This window comes from Dyadobacter chenwenxiniae (genome assembly GCF_022869785.1).
Taxonomy (GTDB): Bacteria; Bacteroidota; Bacteroidia; order Cytophagales; family Spirosomataceae; genus Dyadobacter; species Dyadobacter chenwenxiniae.
This window is the reverse complement of record NZ_CP094997.1, coordinates 1,528,543-1,551,324: the sequence shown is the minus strand read 5'-3', so window position 1 is coordinate 1,551,324 and position 22,782 is coordinate 1,528,543. Positions and strand designations below refer to the sequence as shown.

The following is a 22,782-nucleotide window of genomic DNA, read 5'->3' as shown; positions in this document are numbered from 1 at the left end:
AATTTAACTTCATTTTATGAAAAGGCAGGGAACGGTTGAAGATTTTTATGCGGAAAAAGGAATCATTTCAGACGAGAACAGTCATTTTAATGTATTTCAAAACGGTGATTATTGCCGAGCACCCCATGTCTATAACCGAAGGGATTTTTACAAAATATCCCTGATTCTTAGTAAAAGCAAACTAAGCTGGCATCACTTTGAAACTGAAATTGACCGGCCCGCACTGGTCTTCTATAACCCGCTAACGCCGTTTTCGTGGGAACCGCTTGCTGCGGAACAACTGGGTTATTTCTGTTTATTCAAAAAAGAGTTCGTGCAAAAAAAAGAGCGGAGTGAGAGCCTGCTTAACACTGCCCTGCTGGAAACAGGAAGCAATCCGGTCTTCTTTCTTACGGATGCGCAGGTGACATACATCAGCGGAATATTCCAGAATATGCTTTCAGAGATCCAGTCAGACTATATTTACAAATACAACCTTCTGAAAAGCCACCTCGATCTGATCATTCATGAAGCATTAAAAATGAAGCCCGATTCTGGCGGTCTTAAAAATAAGAATGCTTCAGAGCGCATCACTTTTCTCTTCCTGGAACTGCTCGAAAGGCAATTTCCGATCGATGACCCGCAACGTTCGCTGAAACTCAAGACGGCGAGCGATTATGCGGACGCGCTGGCTATCCACGTCAATCATTTGAACCATGCTGTTATGGAAGTTACCGGGAAACCCACTTCCGTCCATATTTCCGACCGGGTAATGGGTGAGGCCAAAGCTTTGCTGAAACATACAGACTGGCCCATCTCCGAAATCGCATACAGCCTTGGCTTTGAATACGCCAATTACTTTAACAATTCTTTCAAAAAGAAGACCGGACAAACGCCCGGGACGATACGAAAAAGCATTATTTGATTTTTATACTTTTCCCTTTGATCCTCTTACCTGCGTCCGGCATTGGGCCGGGTAACTTTGCAGAAGAGATCTTGTGATTTTAAAAGTATAAAACCGGTGAATATGATCAAGGTGAATGGTTTTGCAGCGCACGAGCCAAAGGGCAGACTGCAAAAGTTTCAATACGAACTACCCGAAATTGGGCTGGAAGAGGTCGACATCAAAGTCGCATATTGCGGCTTGTGCCACTCTGACCTCAGCATGCTCAACAATGATTGGGATATGACGCAATTCCCGTTTGTCCCGGGACACGAAATTGTGGGTGAAGTAGTTAACGCAGGCAGCCGGGTCAAGGGCATAAAAGTAGGTGACAAGGTTGGGCTGAGCTGGTTTTCGCAATCGTGTATGCATTGTGAGCAATGTATGAGTGGGAGCCAGCAACTTTGCGCCAGCTCGGAACAAACATTAGTCGGTCGTCACGGTGGCTTTGCGGACACTGTGCGGGGGCATTGGTCGTGGGTGATCAGTCTTCCCGGAAACATGGATCTGGCAAAAGCCGGACCGCTTCTCTGCGCCGGAATGACCGTTTTTCATCCCATCATTTTGGAGAATGTCAGGGCCATTGACAAGGTTGGCGTTATCGGCATTGGCGGTTTAGGTCACCTGGCGATCAAATTTCTGAAACACTGGGGATGCGAAGTGGTGGCATTCAGCTCAAACAAATCGAAACATGACGAGATCAAAAGCATGGGCGCAAGCCGGGTAGTTGACTCAACGAATATCGAAGAATTGCAAACCGTCTCCGGCCAGCTCAACTTTATTCTCAACACGGCCCATGTTTCGCTTGATTGGGACACTTATATAAGCTGTCTCGCTCCAAAAGGCAAGCTCCACACGGTTGGCATCATTCCGGAACCGATGTCCATTCCGTCATTCAGCCTGATCAACGGGCAAAAATCCGTTGCCGGAAGTCCCGGCGGAGGGCCTGCATTAATTAAAACCATGCTCGATTTCTGCGTCCGTCATAACATTTACCCGATCACGGAAGAGTTCGCGATAGAAAATGTAAACGAGGCAATCAAGCATCTTGAAGACGGAAAAGCGCGCTACCGGATAGTTTTGAAGGTTTAGACGAAGCCCGGCGACACATTGCATTGTCTCCGGGCTTTCTTGTTCACTCAATTGGATTTTACTCGTAAGGCTCGTAGGGTGAATCGCCGGAGTAACCTTTTCTGACAATGTTCTCTGCACGCGCTTTATAGATCGCCGGATTCGTTGGCGCGGTGGTTGCTAATCCGTCTACATAGCGGTTGAACATGCAAAAAGCGGCGGCGATGAGCACCGTGTCATGAATGTCGCGATCGTCCGCGCCCGCTTCTCTCGCGGCTAAGATTTGTGCTTCTGTTACATGCTTGCCGCCTTTTTGGACGCTGCCGGCGATGTTTAGCAGTGCTTTCATTTTGTCGGGCAATGCGCTTTCGCGGTAGTTGGTCTTCACACGCTGCATAAATGACCAATCCTCGTCATCATAGTAAGCACTGGCCACAGCGCCGTGGATCGTCTGGCAGAAAAAGCAATCATTTTGGGAGGAAACGTATGCACCAATCAGTTCACGTTCTCCGCGGCTTAGCCCTTCGTCTGCAAGCAAAAGCGCATTTGCCAGCGCATTAAGCGGCTCAGCCGTTTTCGGACTAAATTTCATGGGCCCAAGAATGCCAGGAACGCCATCTTCTAATTGTATATGAGGCATCGGTTTTAGAGTTGTTTTATAAATGAATCAGATTTTCTGCCCGGCGAGTTTCGTCCCGTCGACCCGGGCTTTGATCTTCGCAAATGCGATTTCACGTGCCGTGGAGATGTCATCCGCAAATGGTGAGAATCCGCAATCATCCGTAGAACCGAGTTGCGCGACGGGAATGTATTCGGATGCTTCCACCAGCAAATCGCAAATCTCCTGCGGCGTTTCAATGCGCGGGTTCAGCACGTCGGTTACACCCAGGAACACACGCTGATTTGGACTGATATGCTCCTTAATGGATTGCAAAACCGACTTTTTATCTTTCTCAGCCGCATATTCGAGATAGAAATTGCCGGCATTCAATTTGAACAAGAGCGGAAGCAATTCACTGTATGGTATGTCTGCGCTATGCGTTGAGTCATGGTCGCCACCGGGGCAAGTATGCACGCCTATCTGGCTTCGCTCCTCTGGCGTAAATCGCGCAAGCACTTGATTGTTAAGGTCTATGAAAGAAGAAAGCATACCTTTACTGGGATCAAGCTTCAATGCAAGTCTTGCTTCGGTGAAGTCGATCTGTACGTTATATGCGCCTGCATCCAGGCAGCGCCTGATATCCGCTTCGGCTTCCCGGATGAGATCAGCAATAAATTGTTCGTGCGAATAACCATCAATGCCTTCCTGAGGATATAACAAACTGATGGCAGAAGCAGATATAACAGCCTGCTTAACAGGAAGTTTCGTAAATCTCTTCGCTGTTTTGAGATATTCACTCGCAAAATTCTGATAATGGAACGGGCCGGAGGTCAACTTTGGAAGTTGCCTGGTGTGGCCGTCTGCAAATGGAATGACCACGCCGTCACCAGACAAGTTGTCAAGTCCATGGATCGGGTAAGTTGCAAAGCTCGGTTTGGACTGTTCGCCGTCCGATATGACAGGCGAGCCGCTGGCTTCCAGCGCTTCAATGGTTTCCTTAGTTGCTTTTTCAAACAAATCTGACATTTCATCCGCCTGAATGTCTCCTTTGTCAAACGCCTGCATGGCTTTTTGTAAATATGCCGGGCGCGGAATGCTGCCAATAGGCTCGGTTGCTATTGTGCTCATATCTTTTTTTGGTTTTGGATAAATAAAATACACACATACGCACGGCTAACAACCGTGTCGTGCTAAAAAATCAATGACGATTTATGCAGTTTCCGGGGGAGAAAACGGAGGCGCAGGAAATGAAGAAAGTAGTTTAAAACTCAGCGCAGGATATGGATTTTCAATGCATAATGATGCAAAATGCTCCGGACTGCGCACCAACTCAGCATTTGCGGGCAGATATATTTTGATCAGATCGTTCAGCAGCTTAATGGTTTTACTGCGTGGGGACTCTGCTGCCCCCGCCGGAAACGCATGCGCCTGCTTAACCATGTGCGACAGCTCGGCAAAACGCTGGTGCGCGGATGCATTAGGCGTTAGTGTCACATATAATGTGTCATTTTCGTGTGCGTATTTGGTTACGCTATAAAATCCGTCCGAAATCCGCAGCAAATGGTTCTCAACGTCATCCAGTTCTAACGGAGCTGCATATGGGACCGATGGCAATGGGATTTTAACGGTCTGCGTTTCTGCACGCTGAATGTCGATAGAGGCGTTTTTATAGCCGCTATCAAAGCATAACACAGTCAATGAAAGCCCCAGCATGTTGCAGAGCAGCAATACAAGCAAAATGATGCAGGCAGCAGTTTTCATCGAAACAGGTTAAGATCTTAAACATACTGCAAAAAATTCAAAATAAAATGGGTTTCGTGATGAAAACGCAGACGTGCCAATCTCCTCATTTACGGCCGAGTCGCTTTTGATTTAAACCCAATTTTTAAACCAAATCCCACTCCTTCCGCGGCTTTCTGGAAAGTAACTTATTGGCTTCCTTATCGCCTACAAATTTTTCTTTATTTGCATTCCAGGTCAGTTCTCTTTTGAGGCGGTAGGAAATGAGGCCCAGGTGCATGGGCATGGTGAGTTCACGGGCATAGGCAAGGTTGGATTCGGGTTGCGTTCGCGCTTTGACGGCGTCGACGAAGTTTTGCTGATGGCCCGGGCTTCTTGGATTGGTAATAGGAACGGTTGCAATGTCAGTCATTGTTTCACCGTTAATGTTGATCTTGCGGGTGTTGTAATCGCACATCAGCGTTCCCTTATCTCCTTCGAAAAACGCCCCGATTCCCTGGTCGGCAGCGCCGGGAATATCAGGAGGGAGCGAGGTCCAGAAGATTTTCAAGCCGTCAAATTCGTAATCCACGTCCAATGTTTTCGGCGCATCGGCAATGCCGGCATAGGCCTGGCCGCGCGCATTGATCTTTTTCAAACCTTTTGGCTGGATCGAAGAATAGACCACATCGGCAATGTGGCACCAGAAATCAGCGAATTCACCTCCCGAATAGTCAAGGAAATAGCGATAAGTAAAATGGCACTTCTCGGGAATGTATTCCGTAAAAGGCGCCGGACCCAGCCACATATCCCAATTCAGCGTTTTGGGAACGGCCTGAACCGTGGGCGAGCCCAGTTCCTTGGTCGTTGACTGCTTCCATAGCCGCACCGTATGCACATTCCCGATCGCACCTGACTTAATGATCTCAACCACCCGGTGAAAGTTATCTCCGGCATGGATCTGGTTGCCCATCTGGAAAATGCGGTTGTTCTTTTCCATATGTTTCAGCATCATCTTCCCTTCTCTCTGACAATAGGAAAGCGGCTTTTCACCATACACATCTTTCCCAGCCTGAAAAGCTAGTGCCGCAATTTGCGCGTGCCAGTGATCCGGCGTCGCCACGGTTATGGCGTCAATGTCTTTGCGGTCAAGGACTTTCCGAAAATCCCCGTAAGTGTCCACCTTAGTGCCCGGCTTCATGCCTTCCAGCTTGGTTTTCGTTTCGCCCAGATGCAGCTCATCTACGTCACAAAGTGCTACGATTTCCACTTCCGGCAAGTCCGCAAACCACTTCATGTGATTATTTCCCATACCACCCAGTCCGATGTGCGCTATACGCAGCCTGTCGCTGGCCGCAGCTTTACCGTAAAGTGACGGCAAAATCGTAAATCCAAGTGCGCCGAGTCCGGCCATTTTAACAAAATCTCTCCTGCTGGTATGCACACTCATGGTTGTCGGGTTAAGGTTTCAGGTGGTTCTTATTTGAATTAAAGACCACCAGGAGGCAAAAATTACTCTACCTTTTAAACTCCTCACCTACAACTTGTATGCAAAGCTGGCAACGAAATTTCTCGGTTTCTGTGGATTCACCGACCAGTAGCCGATGTAATATTCCTTATTTGTAAGGTTGTTAACATTTAAACTGATCCGGAATTTATCTGCGTTGTAGAACAGGCTTCCATTCAGTAATGTGTAGGACGGAAGATAAAAATCCCCCGTTTTCGTGTTGTCGATCACTTTGTATTCGCTGGCGTAATTGCCTCCAAATCCTATCCCGTAGTCTTTCAGCTTGCCTTGGGTGAATTTGTAATTTGCCCAGAAATTAGCAAGGTCCTGTGGTCCCTGGCCGCCCGGGCTTCTGCCTGGCTCTGAATAAAAATCCTCTTTATCCCCAACAACGGTTTTGGTTTCATTGTGACTGTAACCCGCGATCAGACTCAGTCCTTTTGTCGGATAAGCCGCCAGATCTATCTCAAAACCTCTGCTACCGACTTTTCCACCTTGCTGATAATCAAAGCGGTTGCTGGGATCAACCGTTACGCGATTGCCCACTTTAATGTCATAAGCTGAAATCGTGGCAGCCAGTTTGTCAGAAAACAAATTGGTTTTGATCCCGTATTCAAGCTGGTTTGCATGCTCCGGCTTGAACGATTTGATCCGCACATTGCTGCCGTCCGCATCGGATATCTGCCTGGGCTCCACATTGACGAAACCATTCATATAGTTTACAAAAAGCGAAACTTTGTCGCGAATGGGCTGATATAGCAAGCCTAGTTTCGGTGAGAGCGCCCACTGATCGAAGTCGTCCTCGTCCGTGCTTTTTTCTCCTTTGGAATCAAAATAATCCACGCGCAAGCTGGCCATAGCCATCAAACCGGGCGTAATGTTGATCACATCGGAAACGTATGCACTGTACGAACTGTTGCTAATGTTGCTGTTGCTAACCCCTGAACTGGCCAGCAGGTTATCGATGGACGCCTGGGTAAGATACACTGGTGCAAGCGAATCGCCGGAGAACGGGTCCACATAATTTACATCGCCCTGCGGCGTCACATTCCGTCCCCGGGCCCAACCGGAACCATTTTCAATCACATTGCGGTGAAAATAATCCAAACCGATCAGCACGCGGTTCCGCATGTTACCGATCTTGAAATCACCATTGAAATTCTGCTGAATATCGGTCGTGTTCGTCGTTTGCTGCTCTTTGTGAAAATATTGGCTGAATTCGTTGTCACCGGCAACGTCATCCCATATATAAGTGTAAATGCCGTTGGAACGCACGGCGCCTCTGGAAAAAACCGTCTGCGACGTCCATTGGCCGGAAATCTTATACAGCATTTGCCCCTGAATGTTGTAACGCGGGTTTTTGATGGTCAGGTCATTGCTCGTAAAAGAAAGGGCTCTGTCCAGGTTCAATGCTTCCACCGTTTTGAAATCCAGTGGGCTCAGGCGGTCGGAGTGGAAAAATACAGGTGGAACGGCCCTTTCCTCTTCCAGAATTTCGGTGTTGAACAAAAATGAAAGCTTATCATTGACCTCATAAGAAAGCGAAGGCGCTATAAAGAACGACTTTTTGAACCCCGCATCCTGAAAGCTGTTCTCCGAATGATAGGCCAAATTTGTACGCAGCGATATTTTTTCCGTTTTGCTTAATGGTGTGTTGATGTCTGCCATAACGCGGTTGAGGCCGAAACTGCCGAAGTTATACGCCAGCTCGCCGCCGAATTCTGCGTACGGCTTTTTTGTAATCGTGTTGATCATTCCGCCGTAACTATATGCCGCACCGCCAAAAAGTGTTCCGGACGGTCCTTTAATTACCTGAATTTCAGCTATATTGGCGGGGTCCAGATTACCGCTGGTGACGCCAGGCAGTCCGTTATACAAGGAAGGTTGGGCATCGAATCCGCGTAATGCAAAGTACGATGCGCCGTCTCCTGCCCTGCCTGTCGATTCCCAGGTCCTGCTTATGCCCGGCACATTACGGAATGCGTCGTCGTAGTTTGTAATGCCTTGCTGTTTCATGATTTCGGAAGAAACCGTGCTGTAAACCTGAGGATTTTCGAGGTTTTTCAAGGGGATTTTGGCAACAATGCGGTCCTCTTTATTCAAATTTTTACCTGAAACAACCACTTCGTGTAACTGCTCCGCGCTAATTGCCAATACAAAGTCAACATTGTAAATATCTGCCGCACTGACGATTAAATCGTGCTCGCTCGGTTTCAAACCCACTGCCGAAGCAATCACCGTGTAATTCCCGTTTCTGACGTTTTTTATCTGATACGCGCCATCCACATTGGTCACAGCGCCTTGGCCGGTGTTGCGAATGCTGATGCTGACACCAAATGCCGGCTGGTTGTCGGATGTCATCACCTTTCCTCTTACCGTGGAGTTGGTGGATTGTTGCGCTAATATGGGTTGCAAAGCGGCCATCAGGATAAGGCAAGCGCTGAATAATGTAGAATTAAGATTCATTTGTTCGGTGTTAATGCAGATTTCAGGCAAATAAAATCCTTATTTATATTAAAACCAAATAACAATAATGAAGACAAAATGTATAACCCAGTGATGTGCCCGCAGCAACCATAATTTCTCCCTTTTTTTGACTATTTTTCAATGCAAAGCATTCCTAACCTTACATTTTGTAACATATCGCATATGAAACATTCTTTTCTTTTGATTTTAAGTTTTTGTCTCACCATTAATCAGATGAACGCAACTGCAATGCGTGGAAATCCTGAAAAAGCGCTTCCGCGCATTGCAATCGCGGGGTTAGGGATCGAGTCCAGCACATTTTCGCCTGCACTCACCACCGAGGAAGCGTTTAAGGCCAAGTATGGCAATGATATTTTTACTTCTTACCCTTTCTTAGCAAAAGATTCGCTGGATCGCGGCCGTGCAAACTGGATTCCGGCTTTGATGGGGAAATCGCTTCCGGGCGGTGCTGTCACACGCGAAGCTTACGAATCGCTTGTAAAGCAAACATTGGCTTTACTGAAAAAAAACGGCCCTTACGATGGCCTTTTCTTCGACATTCACGGCGCAATGAGCGTTGTGGGACTGGATGACCCGGAAGGCGATTTTATCGTCAGGATCAGGGAAGTGATTGGCACCAAAACCATTATTTCCACTTCCATGGACTTGCATGGCAATGTTTCCTGGCGACTCGCCCAAAACACTGATTTGATCACCTGCTACCGGATGGCACCACACGAAGATGCGATGCAGTCGAAGAAACGGGCCGTTGACAATCTGTTGGCCAGACTGGAAAGCGGTAAAGGAAAACCTGCGTACAAGGCCTGGATTCCCGTCCCTATCCTGCTTCCGGGCGAAAAAACGAGCACCAGAATTGAACCCGGAAAGACCTTATATTCCAAAGTTGCACCTGCTGCGGCGCAACCGGGCGTGATTGATGCGGCGATATGGATTGGTTACGCCTGGGCTGATGAGCCCCGAAATCATGCAGTTGTAATGGTAACCGGTGATGATAAGGATGTTGTTTCAAAAACGGCGGAGCAACTGGCTGCGAGCTTTTGGAAAGTAAGGTCTGATTTTGAGTTTGTTGCGCCGACCGGCACATTGAAAGAAGCATTGGACAAAGCCGTAAAAAGCCAGAAACACCCATTTTTTATCAGCGACTCGGGTGACAACCCTACGGCAGGCGGCGCAGGTGATGTAACCTGGACATTGCAGGAGATTCTGGCCCGGCCTGAGTTTAAAAATGATAATGGACCAGCATTGATCTACGCTTCCATCCCCGGCCCTGACCTTGTAAAAGCGGCCATTGCAGCCGGTGTAGGCAATAAAGTGGATGGTTATGCAGGTGCAAAAGTAGATTTTCGCCTAGCACCGCCGCTCCATCTTGTGGGCACTGTGGAAGCCATCGAGCATGGCGACCGCAATGCAGAAACCGAAGTGGTCGTAAAAGTGGGCAGTGTACACATTATCGTTACCGCGAAACGCAAACCTTATCACAAAGAAGCAGATTTTACAAGATTGGGCCTCAACCCAAGAAAAGCCGACATTGTGGTTGTGAAAATCGGTTATCTGGAACCTGAACTTTACAATATGCGTGCCGACTGGATCCTGGCATTAACGCCTGGCGGCGTGGATCAAAACCTGGAAACGCTGGGCTACAAACGCATTAAAAGACCCATGTTCCCACTGGACAAGGATATGAAAGAGCCCGATTTGAAAGCACAACTCGTGCCCTCGTCGGACACCAAATAATCATAAAAAAGCGATCTCACAAGTTTGTGAGATCGCTGCCTGTTGGTGTGTGTTTCCTCTTTGAATGTGTGTGTCCCTTAGTTATTGTTTCTTCTTTTCTTTTTTTGAGAATTGTCAACGATCGCACCGGTTCCGGCTCCTACGCCAGCGCCGATCAAGCTTCCGATCAACGCGCCTTCGCCCCGTTTTTTATTAACGATTGCCCCTGTTATTGCGCCTGTTCCGGCACCAACGACTGCTCCTTTTGCAGTGTGGTTCCATCCTTTTTTACGCGCCGCGGGTGCAGTTGTACTGCTGGCAACAGCCTGTTCGCTTCTTTCCTCCGCAACTTTTGTTTCCTCAGCTTTCTTTTCAGCTTCGCGATTGGCCATTACCGTGTTCATCGAGTCTACAATCGCTTTCTTCTCCATCACATGCTTCATAGAATCGATTGCAACCTGTTTTTCTTTCAATAATGCAGCCTCTTTATTGGCACTGCTGTTACACGATGCCATGAAGATTGCTGCACTGACTATTGAAATGGGTAACTTGTTCATTTTGATGTTAGGTTGGTTAACATCATGGATTAGTCCTAAAATCGTGCCAGGCTAAATCGGGCGATGCAGCCAAACCGAATTAACCTATTGCTTGATAAACGTCAGGATGTAGTCGTTGATCTCCTTCTGCTGCGCAGGTGTTCCCATGTCATTCATGTCGTTATGAATGGTGTTTTGGAGCTTTATAACCGTTATTTCGAACTTTTTCTGTTCCTCTATATTGGGTAAAACGCCTTCGTCCGCAGGCTGGTCACTGGACCGAAGCGTGTATATTTTGGGATGCCTGGTGCGGGGAAGCGCCATCCTCCGATTGTCCAAAGTGATGACCTTGTCTACAATTCCGGGATATTTTTGCGGGAATAAAGCACTCATATCACCGCCATTCGAGTGGCCGATCAATGTAATGTGCTCGTAATCCAGCTCAGGATGCGACTTTTTGAACTCCTTAATCACAAAAAGTATATTATCTGCTCCCCTATCCCAAAATGGCATTCTTACAACCTGAGGAATCCCGGCTGTCGGCAATAAACTGTCCGAAGGCAGCTCATGCTGAATGCTCACCACAACAAACCCGTTGGAAGCCAGCATATTGGATATGGCAGAATAAGCAAGTAAGGCTCCGCCTGTATTCTGCCCATATCCGTGGCTCACAATAGCCAATCGCTTATTTGCCTTTGCATTCGACTTATCCGTGTAAACAGCCACCGGGATCTTTCGATTTCTTGCCTTATCAAAAAGCGCAAATGTGTCTGGCTTGGACGAATTGCCGCCCTGTTGCGCCAGGGACTTTGAAAAAATACAGAATCTCAAAATGAACAGGAAAATTAGGCACTTTTTCATCGGGTATAAGTCATTAACGCAACACCTGACTTAGCCGTCTTCACATCTTCCAATTTCAAAGCCACGCGATCCTGAATGTTGGAAAACAGCGGCTTGCCATCCCCGAGAATAACGGGATGCACTGCCAGCCGGAAAATATCGACAAGGCCCAGGTTAATAAATGTTGTGATCAGATTTGCCCCTCCGTAAAGCCATAAGTTTTTACCAGGCGCTGCCTTTAACCTTTCAATTTCCCCGGCAATGTCCGACTGAATGTAAGTGGCTTTGCCATCCGGCGTCGCAGTTTTTGAAAATACATATTTTGCTTTGGAATGAACCGTTTCCCAAAGCTTTTTATCTGCCGGACCGGCGTCTGCCGCGGGCTGATATTGTCCCCACATGTCATAGCTGATGCGTCCGTAAAGAATGGTGTCAATGCTGTCCAGAAAGTCGGTAAAACTAGTATCCTGCACATCTTCATCCATGATACACCAGTCAATTTCACCATTCGGACCTTCAATAAAGCCATCTAATGTGACGGCAAGGTCAAGCACTACTTCCCTCATTTTATTTCTTGGCTAATGTGAATTCCAAAATTACAAATCTTACCATTGTTTGCAATCGGAAAATCATTGTATCAAGCCTCTATAAGCGTTTTGAGGTCCAGCTTTTTCATTTTCATCACAGCGGCCATTACCCGATCGGAACGTTCGGGAGCCTTCAAAAGGTCAACGATCACGGACGGAACGATTTGCCACGAGAAGCCGAATTTGTCCCTGATCCACCCGCACATACTTTCAGCCCCGCCGTCGGCCGTCAGCGTATCCCAGTAATAATCAATTTCTTCCTGCGTATTGCAATCGATCACTAGCGAAACTGCCTCGGTCGGTTTAAACTGCGGGCCGCCGTTCAAACCCATCATTTTACTTCCATTTATCTCGAATGTCACTGCCAAAGGGGTGTCGTCAATGATCCTGGAATTTTTAAAAACGGAACAGTAAAACTCGGCGGCTGCCTTGGCGTTGTTATCAAACCATAGGCAAGGGAAGATCGGATTATTCATTTTTGGTTGGTTTAGAATGTGTTACTAAATTTGACAATGCAAGTTTAGACAGTTCTAACCACACACAGGGGGTGCGAAAACGACTTTTTGCAGGGGTGATTATGACGAAATGAATTATCGCGCCAATGCGAAATCCACAGCAGCCTGCGCATGGATTTTTGTTGTATCAAAAACCGGAACTGAAACATCGTTCTGGCTGAGAAGCAATGGTATTTCGGTGCATCCGAGGATGATCCCTTCCGCGCCGTTGTTTATCAATTTATCTATTATAGCGATATATCGGCGTTTAGTTTCTTCCTTGATTATGCCTTTGCCTAATTCATCTTTCAATGTTTGCTGAATAAATTCCCGAGCCTCCTGACTGGCCGGAATAATAGCTTCCACGCCATGAGCCGCCATTTTATCAACATAAAAATCCATTTCCATTGTAAATTTTGTCCCCAGCAGCCCAACCCTCGACATTCCAAGCTTTTTAATCTCGTTCGCAGTTTCTGTAATGACATGAATCAGAGGCAAGTCCAAGTTTTCTTCCAAACGATCGGCGACTGCATGCGCTGTATTGGCGCACAAAACAATGCATTCCGCACCCGCGCTTTTTAGTTTTTCACAAGCCGCTGCAATAATTTTGTAAGTTCCGTCCCAATTCCCGGCGACATTGTTCCCAACGAAATCATTGAAATTAACAGAATAAATGATGCATTCGGCAAAGTGCAATCCGCCTAATCTGTGATTAATTCCCTCATTAATGAACCGATAGTAATCAATGGTCGAAACCCAACTCATGCCACCTATAAGGCCGATTTTTTTCATATAACTAGCGTTTTTAGTTGCCTGCTTCTCTTTCAAAAAACCATGGTGCATTTCAAAATCTACAGAGCCCGAGGCTCGACCGACATTTTAACAAGGGATTTCAACCCGTTGATCTCGCAACCGAGCTGCCTACCTTCAAACACGCACACTTTCCTGCATCACGCCCGGTTGAAACCCTGCGTTCGCATATCGGCTTTCCCCTGTTAACCTACTTCACAACCCCAGCCGCCTTATCAATCTCCCCTGCAAAATTTTTCAAAACCTCGGAAATCTTCGCTATTCCCTGCTCGGCTTCTGCCCAGTTATTTTGCTCGATCGCTTCCCGGATCATGGGCAATGTTTTAACGCCGTAACCCGTATAAAATCCCGGGGCGTAGATCTGGTGTTTGTACCAGGGACGCTTTGGTAAGCCCTCCTGATTGATGAGATAACGTTCCGTTTTATAAAGGATCTGGTTTAACTGATCGAGCTTTTCGGCGCTCAGCTTTTCATTTTTAGCTGTGGCGGCGGCGAACGCATTGGCGCTTTCCTGCAACCGGGTCAGCGCATTGTCCAGCGGCGCAAAATTGAGGTAAGGCGCGACTGGTTTGGCTGTGATATTCTGTTTAGGTTCTTTTGGGTCGGCTACTGCTTCGAAACGGCCTTCGGACAGTAACTTATTATGTTCTTCGGCTGCTGCGCGGGCGGTTTCAAGTTGCTTTTTTACGTCTGTTGCATACATCTGAACGGTGTTAGAAAAGTTACCAAACTCAAATGGCAAAATTTCAGCATTCGCAAAACGCAGCACGGAGCGACCAGCCGTTTTGGCCAAAGCCACGCCGTAAGCAAAATCGCCGTCTTTGAAACGGATATAATCATCATACGAATCAAAAATAGAATGGTAATCGCCGCCACTGTCTTCCCCGCCATAACCCAGATTCAGCGAGGCAATGCCCAAATGTTGGATAAATGGCGTATAGTCTGAACCGGAACCCAATGCACTGATGCGAAGATCAGAACGGCTGCGGGCTTCCTGTTTAGCAACGGGGTTGCCACTTACAATGGTACGTGAACGCAGGCGATCGAGGACACTGGTGCCTTTTTCGGGATCAACCACATCGCGACCAACCTGATTGATGAATTTTTCCAATGTATGCGAGCCGCCCATGCCCAGATAACCACGGCCATTTCCATCGGAATTGATATAAACAACCGCTTTTTCATTGAGCAAAGTCTTGTATTTTTCAACCCATTCCGTTGAACCCAGCAAGCCCGGCTCCTCGCCATCCCACCAGCAATAAACGATGGATCTCTTTGGTTTCCAGCCTGTTTTGACCAGTTCACCCAAAGCCCGCGCTTCTTCCAACTCTGCCACAGCCCCGCTCACTGGATCCGCCGCCCCGAAAACCCACGCGTCGTGGTGGTTCCCGCGGATGATCCATTGATCCGGGAATTCGCTTCCTTTCAATATTGCGATCACATTGTAGCAAGGGACAATGTCGAAATTGAATTCCAGCTTCAAATGTACCTTCGCCGGGCCGGGTCCAATGTGGTAAGTGATCGGCAATGCGCCGCGCCATGCGGCAGGCGCAACTTGTCCGCCTAATGCTTTTAACAATGGTAATGCATCCGCATAGGAAATTGGTAAAACCGGGATTTTCATCATGGCAGGCGCTTTCTCAACAGTCAGCCGTTTGTTTTCAGCACTGGCGTAAAACCCGTTGGTCAAAGGATCGCCGGGCGCCTGAGGGAGATCCACCACTGAGCCGCGTTGTGCGCCGGTTTCATTTTTGTATGGGCCTTTGGGATACACATCTCCCTGAAAATAACCGTCTTCCTTCGGATCAGAGTAAATGATGCAACCAATTGCGCCATGCTCGTAAGCGACTTTGGGCTTAATCCCCCGCCAGGAATTGCCATATTTGGCAATCACGATTTTGCCTTTTACATCAATCCCCATCCTCCCAAGCTCCTCATAATCATCGGGAATGCCATAATTCACAAACACCAGTTCGGCCGTAACATCGCCATTGGCCGAATAAGCATGATAGGGCGGCAACACATCCTTCGTCTGCGCCGAAGTCGCATCTTCTTTGAACGGTTTTTCCATTAAGGAAGCCTTAAATTTCGTGGGTTCGGTCAGCTCTACAACCCTCACTTTTGGTGTCGGGAACAGGACCTGGACTGTATCGATTTTTGTATCAAAACCCCAGGAAGTCAGTTTGTCTTTCAAAAAAAGTGCATTTTTCAACCCATAAGCCGAGCCCACCTGATGCGGATAGGCGGTCATCAGCTTCATCCATTCTTTCATATTATTCGCTTGAAGCTGTTTGTCAAATGCTGCTTCGAGATCTATTTCTTTTTTGGCCGCATCAGCCCCGAAGCCCAAGAGTTGCTGGGCTTGCAGATTGCTCGCTAATGCCAGGGTTAGCAGGAAAATGTGGATGAAGGCTTTTTTCAAAATGTGTTGCATCGGGTGGAGTGAATGGTTGTTGCTTAATGAGATAGCCTAATATAGCGATTTGTTCAATTTGCCGCCAAAACGCCGCAATAAAACCGCAACAAAGCATTACATTGAACCATTAACTTTGCTTCAAAACAACTTCACTATGAGCAAACTAGCGATATCTGAACAAATCCGTTCGTTACGGAAAAGCAAAGGCCTTTCACAGGAAGCATTGGCGGAAATTGCGGGCATTAACCTCCGCACCTTGCAGCGCATTGAAACCGGAAGCGCTATTCCCCGTGGGGAGACTTTGCGCTTGCTTGCGCGGGCACTGGATGTGTCTCTACAGGAACTTTCAGTTTCCGTTGACGAGTCGCCGGTTGTCATGGACGAAGATCCCGGCTTTTTAAAATTAATGAACCTTTCGGCACTGACAATGTGGTTTGTTCCTTTTGGGAATATCCTGGTTCCACTAGCTTTTTGGATTTTGAAGAGAAACAGAATTAACGGCGTCGCTGAACTTGGCAAACGTATTATAAATACGCAGATCATCTGGTCTGTCTTCACATATGGTAGTGCAGCACTAATTATCTTCCCATTATTTTTCGACCAGACTTTTATTGATCCGTTTTTCATGATGCCGGTAATGCTACTGTTTTTTGTGGCAAACTCCATTTACATCATAGTTACCACCAGAAAAATAGCAAGAGGCGAGCGCCAGGAATTTGCGCGAGTTTAGATGTGCAGCATTTTGCATGAATACAGGTTTCTACACGAGCGCGCTTCTGGCAGGCTTTTTGTCTGTCGGCGGGAAACTTCATTGCTATGCTTCATCAAAAAACGATTGACGACCTTTTAACCATTCACCAGATCTACATGGAGCCCGACGTCGTGCAATACGAACGTGGTCGGGAGATTCTGGCCAAATATCCTGATGCAGAACGCATTGAAGTAGAATCGCACTGGAAAATTCCGGAGCTTTTTGGCTTCGAAGGCTCGGTGGATGACTGGCTTTGGAACAAAAAGAATGTGCTGATCCTTGGCACGAAAAAAGGCCTTACTTGCCGCGCCAACACGCGCAGCTCGCATTGGGTTGCGCCATCGCAGTCCAACGGATGTGCCATGTCGTGCTCCTATTGCTATGTGCCGCGCCGGAAAGGTTACGCCAATCCGATTTCTATCTTTGTGAACATTGAGCAGATTATGAAATACCTGCGCGGACACGCCGGCCGGCAGGGAATTAAGACGGAGCCGGACGATATTGACCCAGAATATTGGCTTTATGAAATCGGCGAAAACGGCGATTGTTCCGCCGATGCGGCCATTTGTGATAATGTCAAAAACATGATTGATCTTTATAAAGAGCTGCCGAATGCGAAGCTCACATTCGCGACGAAATTTGTAAACCGCGAAATGCTCAGCTACGATCCGCAACGCAAAACGCGCATCCGTTTCAGCCTCATGCCGCATCAAATGTCCAAGCTCGTCGACGTCCGCACAACGCCCATCAGCGAGCGCATCGCCGTCATGAACGACTTTCGTGAGGCAGGTTATGAAGTGAATGTTAGCTTCGCGCCCGTGATTTACTACGAAGGCTGGCTGGACGACTGGTATGCACTATTTGAGGAAATGAACCAGGTTCTGGACGAGCAAACGAAAGCGCAGCTCGCCACCGAAATCATTTTCCTGACCCACAACGACCGCCTCCACGAAGTGAACCTGGGCTGGCATCCCAAAGCCGAAGAAGTGCTCTGGAAGCCGGATATTCAGCAAGTGAAATACAGCCAGACCGGCCAGAAAAACGTGCGTTACAAGAACAACATTAAGCGCGAGATTGTGGGCGAACTTGTGAATGCAGTAAAAGAGCAATTGCCTTATTGCCAGATCCGTTACGCATTTTGAGCCAACCGCTTAGTCCTCCGCAGCATTGCCAGTGGGCACTTTGCCATTCAGTTCAAATGACGCGCAGATCACGCCGGTGGTAGAGACCGCGTGCTTGGTTAATTTGAGGCCGCTCGGAAGTGCCCCTCCGGCAAAAAGCTTTTTCCCTTTACCCAACACCACCGGATAAATCCACACATTAATCTGGTCGATCAGCCCATTTTGAAACAATGATTGAATCAGATCAGCGCTGCCCCACATGTGCAAACTGGGTCCGTCGCTGGCTTTCAGCTCCTTAACCTGTCCTATGGTGTCGCCGTTGAGCAACACAGTGCCATCCCAGCTGGCTTCCGTAAGCGTGTGCGTGGCAACATATTTTTTAATTTTATTAAATTTCTCCGCAATCGGCCCCGACTGCTTCGGCCAATATGGCTCCCAGATATCAAATGTAAAACGCCCCAAAAGCAGATCGTAATCCTCATTCAGGGCAGCAAAAAGCGACTCCCTCGTAATGTCATCCGCATAAGTCGCAGACCACCCGCCCAGCTGAAAACCGCCCGTCGTGTCCTCATCCGGCCCACCCGGCCCCTGAATAACCCCGTCCAAACTCAAATGTTCATTGATGATGATCCTTCTCATGCCGTTTCAAGATTAAATGTGGAAGATGTAATTGACAGGTGCAAGTTCAACAAACGCATTGCAACAAACGCGGTGTGAATCCGTCGATTGCGAGGGGGGAATGCGACAGGAGGACATCGTTATCTTTTCCGCCTTCCAACCAGCGCTGGCTTGACTTCGGCAGCCGGATTTAGAGTGATCTCCAATTTATTCTCAAAATACTTTACCGTCACCTCTTCCCCGCATGCAAAGCCTAAGTCATGCAGCCACTTTCCGCAGAGGCGGATTTCGGGCAGGAAAACGTCAGGTGTGTTTTCGCGGCGCTGGTATTTTTGGTAGATTTTTAGTTGGCGTTGGTTTGTCTGTAATGGTTGTTTTTTGTGTGTCATAGTTGTAAATGTTGCTTTGCAATATTAGCACGAAAAGGCTTTAAAACAAAATAAAAAAGCATCAAACGCTCATTTATATGCATTATAAAGCTAAATTGATTGGGACAAAATAAATGGAGATATTTGCATCAAAAAGCAAACAATAAGCTTCTCGTGCCAAAAATTCGTTTAAACAGAGTCAAGGTTTTACTGGTTGAAAGAAATCTTTCAAGTAAAGATTTAGCCAAACATTTAAATAAAACGGAATCAACCGTTTCTCGCTGGTGTAGAAATGAAGTGCAACCTTCTGTCGAGACGCTTTATGAGATTTCCGTTTGGTTGAAGGTTGATATAAGGGAACTGTTGGTTAGTACGGCTGAATGACAGAAACCTAACAGCATTTTCCTATATTCGCAAAGCCTTTTAATCCAAGAGCCAAAACACAATTACACATGCACAACCTAACAGAAGAAAAAAACAAAACTGACCTTTGGTTCGACGATTTCGTTTCATCGATCCGCGTCGACCAGCTTGCATTGGAAACCGGCGTTGCCAGTGAAGAACAGAAGCATCTTTACGAAACCCTCATTAACGGCAACATTCAGGATATGATGGATTCTGGTATGAAAACCGCGCAGCAATATTACATTCAAAATATGCTCGTGGATTACATTCATCTGTTGAAGAAATTTGAAGAAGCTCCATTTTTAAAACTTGCAGTAAGTTTTCATAATTCCGAGCTATTAGTCTGGGCTGAAATCGAAGATGACGCCGAAGACGTTGAAGGAAAGTTAATTATGGCAGAAGCAAAGATCAATGCAAAGTACCACAGACATGGTTTCGATATGGCGACAACCATTGTTGAGAAATGCGACATGCTTCCGGTCCCAAGCCATTATAACTTTTTGTTCGGCAAATAATAAAACACACTATTGGCACATACCGAAGACCACCTCCGTCAGGCAACCAGAAATCTAAAATTTCTAGAAAACATCAATCAGCTCGTCACAGATTCACTCGACTGGCAGGTTACCACATGTTTTTACACCGCACTCCATCTCATCAATGCGCATTTGGCCAATTTTGGGATGCAATACAAAACGCACCACGACGTCGACGACGCCATAAATCCCGCACATCGCCTTTCGCCCTGCAAAATCAGCGAGGACACCTATAAAGCTTACAAAATGCTTTACAATCTTTCCCGGCGGTCACGATATTTGGTAATGGTAACCAATAATCGAGTTGTCGACACCGGCAAAGCCGAACTTACTTATTGCAAACACCAAGCCCGGGCGCTACGGCATTTGAATACGGTTCTGGAATTCTATTGTGGGCAGTATGATGCGAAGATTTCTTTGGTAAAGATTATGTGTGGGGGGGGTGATTGGGGCTGCAAATCTTCAACATTACTTACTCTTGTAGTTCTAAAAAAGTAACCTTTGACAGCAACTCATCGTCAATCAGTTGCAAAAAACATGATCGGAATGGCCCAGATTTGCAATTGATCATAGCAGATTATAAACTATCTTGCTATTCTTAAATGACATCTGAAAACCCGCAAGTGACCAATGTATAGCCTTTATGACATTATAAATGGACTAACAACTGATTCTCCAACGATGGTAGATAAACCGACCTTATTAAGTCGATTTGCCAACTTATTAGGTTGGACGCCCAGTTATCATCTGTTTCCCGGCAAAGAAGTAGATTTTGCTAATATACATTTAGTAGTGGAGCACGGATTAGAAAACACCGCAATTCTTACATTTCTAAAAACTCCATATTCGCTATTAACAAATGAGAATAGAAATTTCCTGTTAAATATCTCATATAATAACCTAGTTGACTGGCATATTCATGTTGAAAAGGACAAGATCACTTATGTTTACAACCGTTTAAACTCATCTAAAAACGTTATCGACGAGTTTTATTTCAAACGAGATGACTATGACCAACTTAGAAGTGAAGCATTTGACAAAATAATTGGCAGAAAACCGAACCCTAACATACCCGCTCTTGACGATGCGCTAATTAATACAGTTTCATACTGGAAACGCTCCATTTCTTCTGAGCTAGAAAAGGAAGATATCAATGAACCATTATCAAGCTTGTTCAATTCGATAATGTTTGTTCGAGCTGTTGAAGATAATTTACGAAGGTATAATAAAGAGGAGTCGGTTAGCAGGATTCTTTCCTGGGCCTGGAACGAATTGAAAACGAATGCAGATGTAGGAATATCTGAAATTATTGAGCTAGCTTTAAACACACTAGGATCATATGACTTCCCTGACTACCTAGTGGACTTTGATCAATTGCGTAAACTCAAATCGTTAAGTAAGCAATCAATTTCATATCTTATTGGAGATTTTTATGATAATAAGCACGCAAGTCTCTATCATTACGATTTTTCCATCATCTCAATGCATGCTTTGAGTAGGATTTACGAAAGATATGTTTCACTTTTGAAAGTCGAAGCCGATTATCAACTATTCTTATTCCCTTCATTTAAAAACTTAGCAAAAGAGGAAATAAACAAGGCATTTGGATCGATATATACTCCTCAATACATAGCAAGATTTTTTGCTCAATATCTTAAACAACATCTTACTCCAACCGAATTTAAGCGCATAAAAATCGCCGAGCCTGCGGTTGGATCTGGAATTTTTCTTCGATCACTTCTAGAAATTAAGTGCGATCCTCGACAGGAAGGGATAACAGATGAAGAAATTGTAAACGCTTTTGAAGACCTATTAGGTATTGACGTTGATCCGAATGCTACCAAAGCGACAGAATTATCGCTTGCATTGTTGCAACTTGTGTTGGTCAATACATTTCCGAAAACTTTGAATATTCAGACAAAAGAAAGCATAGAATATTTTAGTGAAAATCAGGAGCTAAATGGCACCTTCGATGTGGTTATATCCAATCCGCCCTTTATCCCCATATCCTCGCAGAGTGAGGCGATGAAAGAAAGGATAAATAAATTAATGGATGACCTTGGAGTTGGTAGAACCGACACCTATATCGCCTTTTTAAAGATTAGCATTGACCTTTTAAAACCAGGTGGGTACGGATTGTTCGTTTTACCGCATAGCTTCCTAGCTTCATCAAGTGGCGCTAAACTAAGGCAATTTATAACCGAGAACTGCTCAATTAAATGCTTAGTTGACCTTTCTGCTATTGAAGTATTTGAAAATACTGGGATTTACGTAATACTTTTGATAATTCAAAAAAACTCAAAACAGCATTTTCTATCTCAATACACCACAGTGGTTAAATGTAGAGATTTCGTCGGAAAAGCTCTAGTATCAGCTATAAATGAAAGGGAAGAGGAAACTGATTTTTACAGTGTATATAACGTTGACAGTGAACATTTCCATTCAAAGCAATGGTTTATATTACCTTCAAGTGAGATAAAGATTCAGCAGAAACTAAAAAAATTTCCTGAGCTAAAGGAGTTCGTGGAGATTACTCAGGGATTTGTTACAGGTAATGATGAAGTATTTTTATTCGCAAAGGCGGAAATACCGCCAGGAGAGGAAGCAATATTTGTTCCATATTTAAGAGATAAAGAAATTAACTCCTTCAATTTTGATAAGGAGATTAGCATATATTTATTTTATCCTTTTTTGGGAAATAAAAAAATTGAAGAATCTGAGATGTCTCAATTGTTTCCGAAGACTTGGGATTATTTGAACAAATACAAAGAGAAATTATCTTCTAACAAATCTCTAAGAGGAGGGACTTGGTGGAAACCGCTGTGGCCACGATCACCTGAAAAAATGATGAGGAGCAAAATTGTCACGCCACATTTGACAATAACGCCAAAATTTGCGATTGATTTGGAAGGAAAATTTGCAGTTTCCCATTCACCTTTTTTGATTCCTAAATCTAAAAATGTTTCGGGAGACGATTTGCTACTTTACTTAGTTGGTATTCTGAATTCCGCTCCATGCTATTGGTACATTTCAAACCACTCTCATAAATATAATCACGGTTATAATCGACTAGAGGTCAGCACGCTAAAAAGTACTCCGATACCAGATCCGTCCCTAGTGCCTTCATCCTTAATGAATAAGTTGCTCAACCTGGTTAAAGAGCGCTCTCAAACTTCAACATTTCAGGGTAGAGAATTGGAAAGAAAAATCAATTCAATAGTTGCCGAATTATATGGACTTAATCAAGAAGATCAATCTGTCTTAGGCATTCAATAAATGT

General features: G+C 45.8%; 22 protein-coding genes. 9 read left to right on the top strand and 13 right to left on the bottom strand.

Going from position 1 to position 22,782, the window contains the following annotated elements; translation table 11 throughout:
• Nucleotides 1–16: 16 nt before the first annotated feature.
• Both MUK70_RS06375 and ahr read left to right on the top strand, forming a co-directional pair.
• Nucleotides 17–904 carry a helix-turn-helix domain-containing protein gene (locus MUK70_RS06375; RefSeq protein WP_234658096.1) on the top strand — a complete coding sequence of 296 codons (888 nt, stop codon included), beginning with the start codon at nucleotides 17–19 and terminating at the stop codon, nucleotides 902–904.
• A 102-nt stretch (nucleotides 905–1,006) separates the two neighbouring features.
• Nucleotides 1,007–2,014 (top strand): NADPH-dependent aldehyde reductase Ahr, encoded by a 1,008-nt coding sequence (gene ahr, locus MUK70_RS06370; protein WP_234658098.1) that lies wholly within the window; start codon nucleotides 1,007–1,009, stop codon nucleotides 2,012–2,014.
• A 58-nt stretch (nucleotides 2,015–2,072) separates the two neighbouring features.
• Here ahr and MUK70_RS06365 read toward each other — a convergent pair whose 3' ends face one another.
• From MUK70_RS06365 to MUK70_RS06345, 5 genes are all read right to left on the bottom strand, one after another.
• Entirely contained in the window at nucleotides 2,073–2,633 is a 561-nt protein-coding gene (locus MUK70_RS06365) for a carboxymuconolactone decarboxylase family protein (RefSeq protein ID WP_234658099.1), read from the bottom strand.
• A gap of 27 nt (nucleotides 2,634–2,660) precedes the next feature.
• Entirely contained in the window at nucleotides 2,661–3,722 is a 1,062-nt protein-coding gene (locus MUK70_RS06360) for a cobalamin-independent methionine synthase II family protein (RefSeq protein ID WP_234658100.1), read from the bottom strand.
• 81 nt (nucleotides 3,723–3,803) lie between these two features.
• Nucleotides 3,804–4,355 (bottom strand): hypothetical protein, encoded by a 552-nt coding sequence (locus MUK70_RS06355; RefSeq protein ID WP_234658101.1) that lies wholly within the window; start codon nucleotides 4,353–4,355, stop codon nucleotides 3,804–3,806.
• Nucleotides 4,356–4,479: 124 nt separating this feature from the next.
• Entirely contained in the window at nucleotides 4,480–5,763 is a 1,284-nt protein-coding gene (locus MUK70_RS06350) for a Gfo/Idh/MocA family protein (RefSeq protein WP_234658102.1), read from the bottom strand.
• A gap of 87 nt (nucleotides 5,764–5,850) precedes the next feature.
• A complete protein-coding gene (locus tag MUK70_RS06345; protein ID WP_234658103.1) occupies nucleotides 5,851–8,286 on the bottom strand; it encodes a TonB-dependent receptor in 2,436 nt (811 codons plus the stop codon).
• 183 nt (nucleotides 8,287–8,469) lie between these two features.
• Between MUK70_RS06345 and MUK70_RS06340 the strand changes: the two genes are divergently transcribed.
• The gene (locus tag MUK70_RS06340) at nucleotides 8,470–10,041 is read left to right on the top strand and encodes a M81 family metallopeptidase (RefSeq protein WP_234658104.1); all 1,572 of its coding nucleotides are present in this window, start codon (nucleotides 8,470–8,472) and stop codon (nucleotides 10,039–10,041) included.
• A 77-nt stretch (nucleotides 10,042–10,118) separates the two neighbouring features.
• Here the strand turns inward: MUK70_RS06340 and MUK70_RS06335 are convergent, their stop codons facing one another.
• The 6 genes from MUK70_RS06335 to MUK70_RS06310 form a co-directional block, all read right to left on the bottom strand.
• The gene (locus tag MUK70_RS06335) at nucleotides 10,119–10,577 is read right to left on the bottom strand and encodes a glycine zipper family protein (protein WP_234658105.1); all 459 of its coding nucleotides are present in this window, start codon (nucleotides 10,575–10,577) and stop codon (nucleotides 10,119–10,121) included.
• A gap of 84 nt (nucleotides 10,578–10,661) precedes the next feature.
• Complete coding sequence (locus tag MUK70_RS06330) at nucleotides 10,662–11,417, bottom strand: alpha/beta hydrolase (protein ID WP_234658106.1); 756 nt, start codon at nucleotides 11,415–11,417, stop codon at nucleotides 10,662–10,664.
• Nucleotides 11,414–11,962 carry a dihydrofolate reductase family protein gene (locus tag MUK70_RS06325; RefSeq protein WP_234658107.1) on the bottom strand — a complete coding sequence of 183 codons (549 nt, stop codon included), beginning with the start codon at nucleotides 11,960–11,962 and terminating at the stop codon, nucleotides 11,414–11,416. The genes MUK70_RS06330 and MUK70_RS06325 overlap by 4 nt, the downstream gene beginning before the upstream one ends.
• A 71-nt stretch (nucleotides 11,963–12,033) precedes the next feature.
• Nucleotides 12,034–12,459, bottom strand: coding sequence for a VOC family protein (locus tag MUK70_RS06320; protein ID WP_234658108.1), 426 nt, complete (start codon nucleotides 12,457–12,459; stop codon nucleotides 12,034–12,036).
• A 114-nt stretch (nucleotides 12,460–12,573) separates the two neighbouring features.
• A complete protein-coding gene (locus MUK70_RS06315) occupies nucleotides 12,574–13,269 on the bottom strand; it encodes an aspartate/glutamate racemase family protein (protein ID WP_234658109.1) in 696 nt (231 codons plus the stop codon).
• A 208-nt stretch (nucleotides 13,270–13,477) separates the two neighbouring features.
• Nucleotides 13,478–15,709, bottom strand: a complete 2,232-nt coding sequence (locus MUK70_RS06310) for a M28 family metallopeptidase (protein WP_244784730.1) — start codon at nucleotides 15,707–15,709, stop codon at nucleotides 13,478–13,480.
• 148 nt (nucleotides 15,710–15,857) lie between these two features.
• Here MUK70_RS06310 and MUK70_RS06305 point away from each other — a divergent pair, with 148 nt between their 5' ends.
• Together MUK70_RS06305 and MUK70_RS06300 are read left to right on the top strand one after the other, a co-directional pair.
• Nucleotides 15,858–16,433, top strand: a complete 576-nt coding sequence (locus MUK70_RS06305) for a helix-turn-helix domain-containing protein (protein WP_234658113.1) — start codon at nucleotides 15,858–15,860, stop codon at nucleotides 16,431–16,433.
• Nucleotides 16,434–16,519: 86 nt separating this feature from the next.
• Nucleotides 16,520–17,596: a spore photoproduct lyase family protein gene (locus tag MUK70_RS06300; protein ID WP_234658115.1), complete on the top strand. Its 1,077-nt coding sequence runs from the start codon at nucleotides 16,520–16,522 to the stop codon at nucleotides 17,594–17,596.
• A gap of 9 nt (nucleotides 17,597–17,605) precedes the next feature.
• Here the strand turns inward: MUK70_RS06300 and MUK70_RS06295 are convergent, their stop codons facing one another.
• Both MUK70_RS06295 and MUK70_RS06290 read right to left on the bottom strand, forming a co-directional pair.
• Nucleotides 17,606–18,214 (bottom strand): dihydrofolate reductase family protein, encoded by a 609-nt coding sequence (locus tag MUK70_RS06295; protein ID WP_234658117.1) that lies wholly within the window; start codon nucleotides 18,212–18,214, stop codon nucleotides 17,606–17,608.
• A gap of 119 nt (nucleotides 18,215–18,333) precedes the next feature.
• Nucleotides 18,334–18,582 carry a SymE family type I addiction module toxin gene (locus MUK70_RS06290; RefSeq protein WP_234658119.1) on the bottom strand — a complete coding sequence of 83 codons (249 nt, stop codon included), beginning with the start codon at nucleotides 18,580–18,582 and terminating at the stop codon, nucleotides 18,334–18,336.
• A 99-nt stretch (nucleotides 18,583–18,681) separates the two neighbouring features.
• Here MUK70_RS06290 and MUK70_RS06285 point away from each other — a divergent pair, with 99 nt between their 5' ends.
• From MUK70_RS06285 to MUK70_RS06270, 4 genes are all read left to right on the top strand, one after another.
• Nucleotides 18,682–18,945 (top strand): helix-turn-helix transcriptional regulator, encoded by a 264-nt coding sequence (locus MUK70_RS06285; RefSeq protein WP_234658121.1) that lies wholly within the window; start codon nucleotides 18,682–18,684, stop codon nucleotides 18,943–18,945.
• Nucleotides 18,946–19,013: 68 nt separating this feature from the next.
• Complete coding sequence (locus MUK70_RS06280; RefSeq protein ID WP_234658122.1) at nucleotides 19,014–19,481, top strand: hypothetical protein; 468 nt, start codon at nucleotides 19,014–19,016, stop codon at nucleotides 19,479–19,481.
• Nucleotides 19,482–19,493: 12 nt separating this feature from the next.
• Nucleotides 19,494–20,000 (top strand): HEPN domain-containing protein, encoded by a 507-nt coding sequence (locus MUK70_RS06275; protein ID WP_234658123.1) that lies wholly within the window; start codon nucleotides 19,494–19,496, stop codon nucleotides 19,998–20,000.
• A 132-nt stretch (nucleotides 20,001–20,132) separates the two neighbouring features.
• Nucleotides 20,133–22,778 (top strand): Eco57I restriction-modification methylase domain-containing protein, encoded by a 2,646-nt coding sequence (locus MUK70_RS06270; RefSeq protein ID WP_234658124.1) that lies wholly within the window; start codon nucleotides 20,133–20,135, stop codon nucleotides 22,776–22,778.
• Nucleotides 22,779–22,782: the final 4 nt, after the last annotated feature.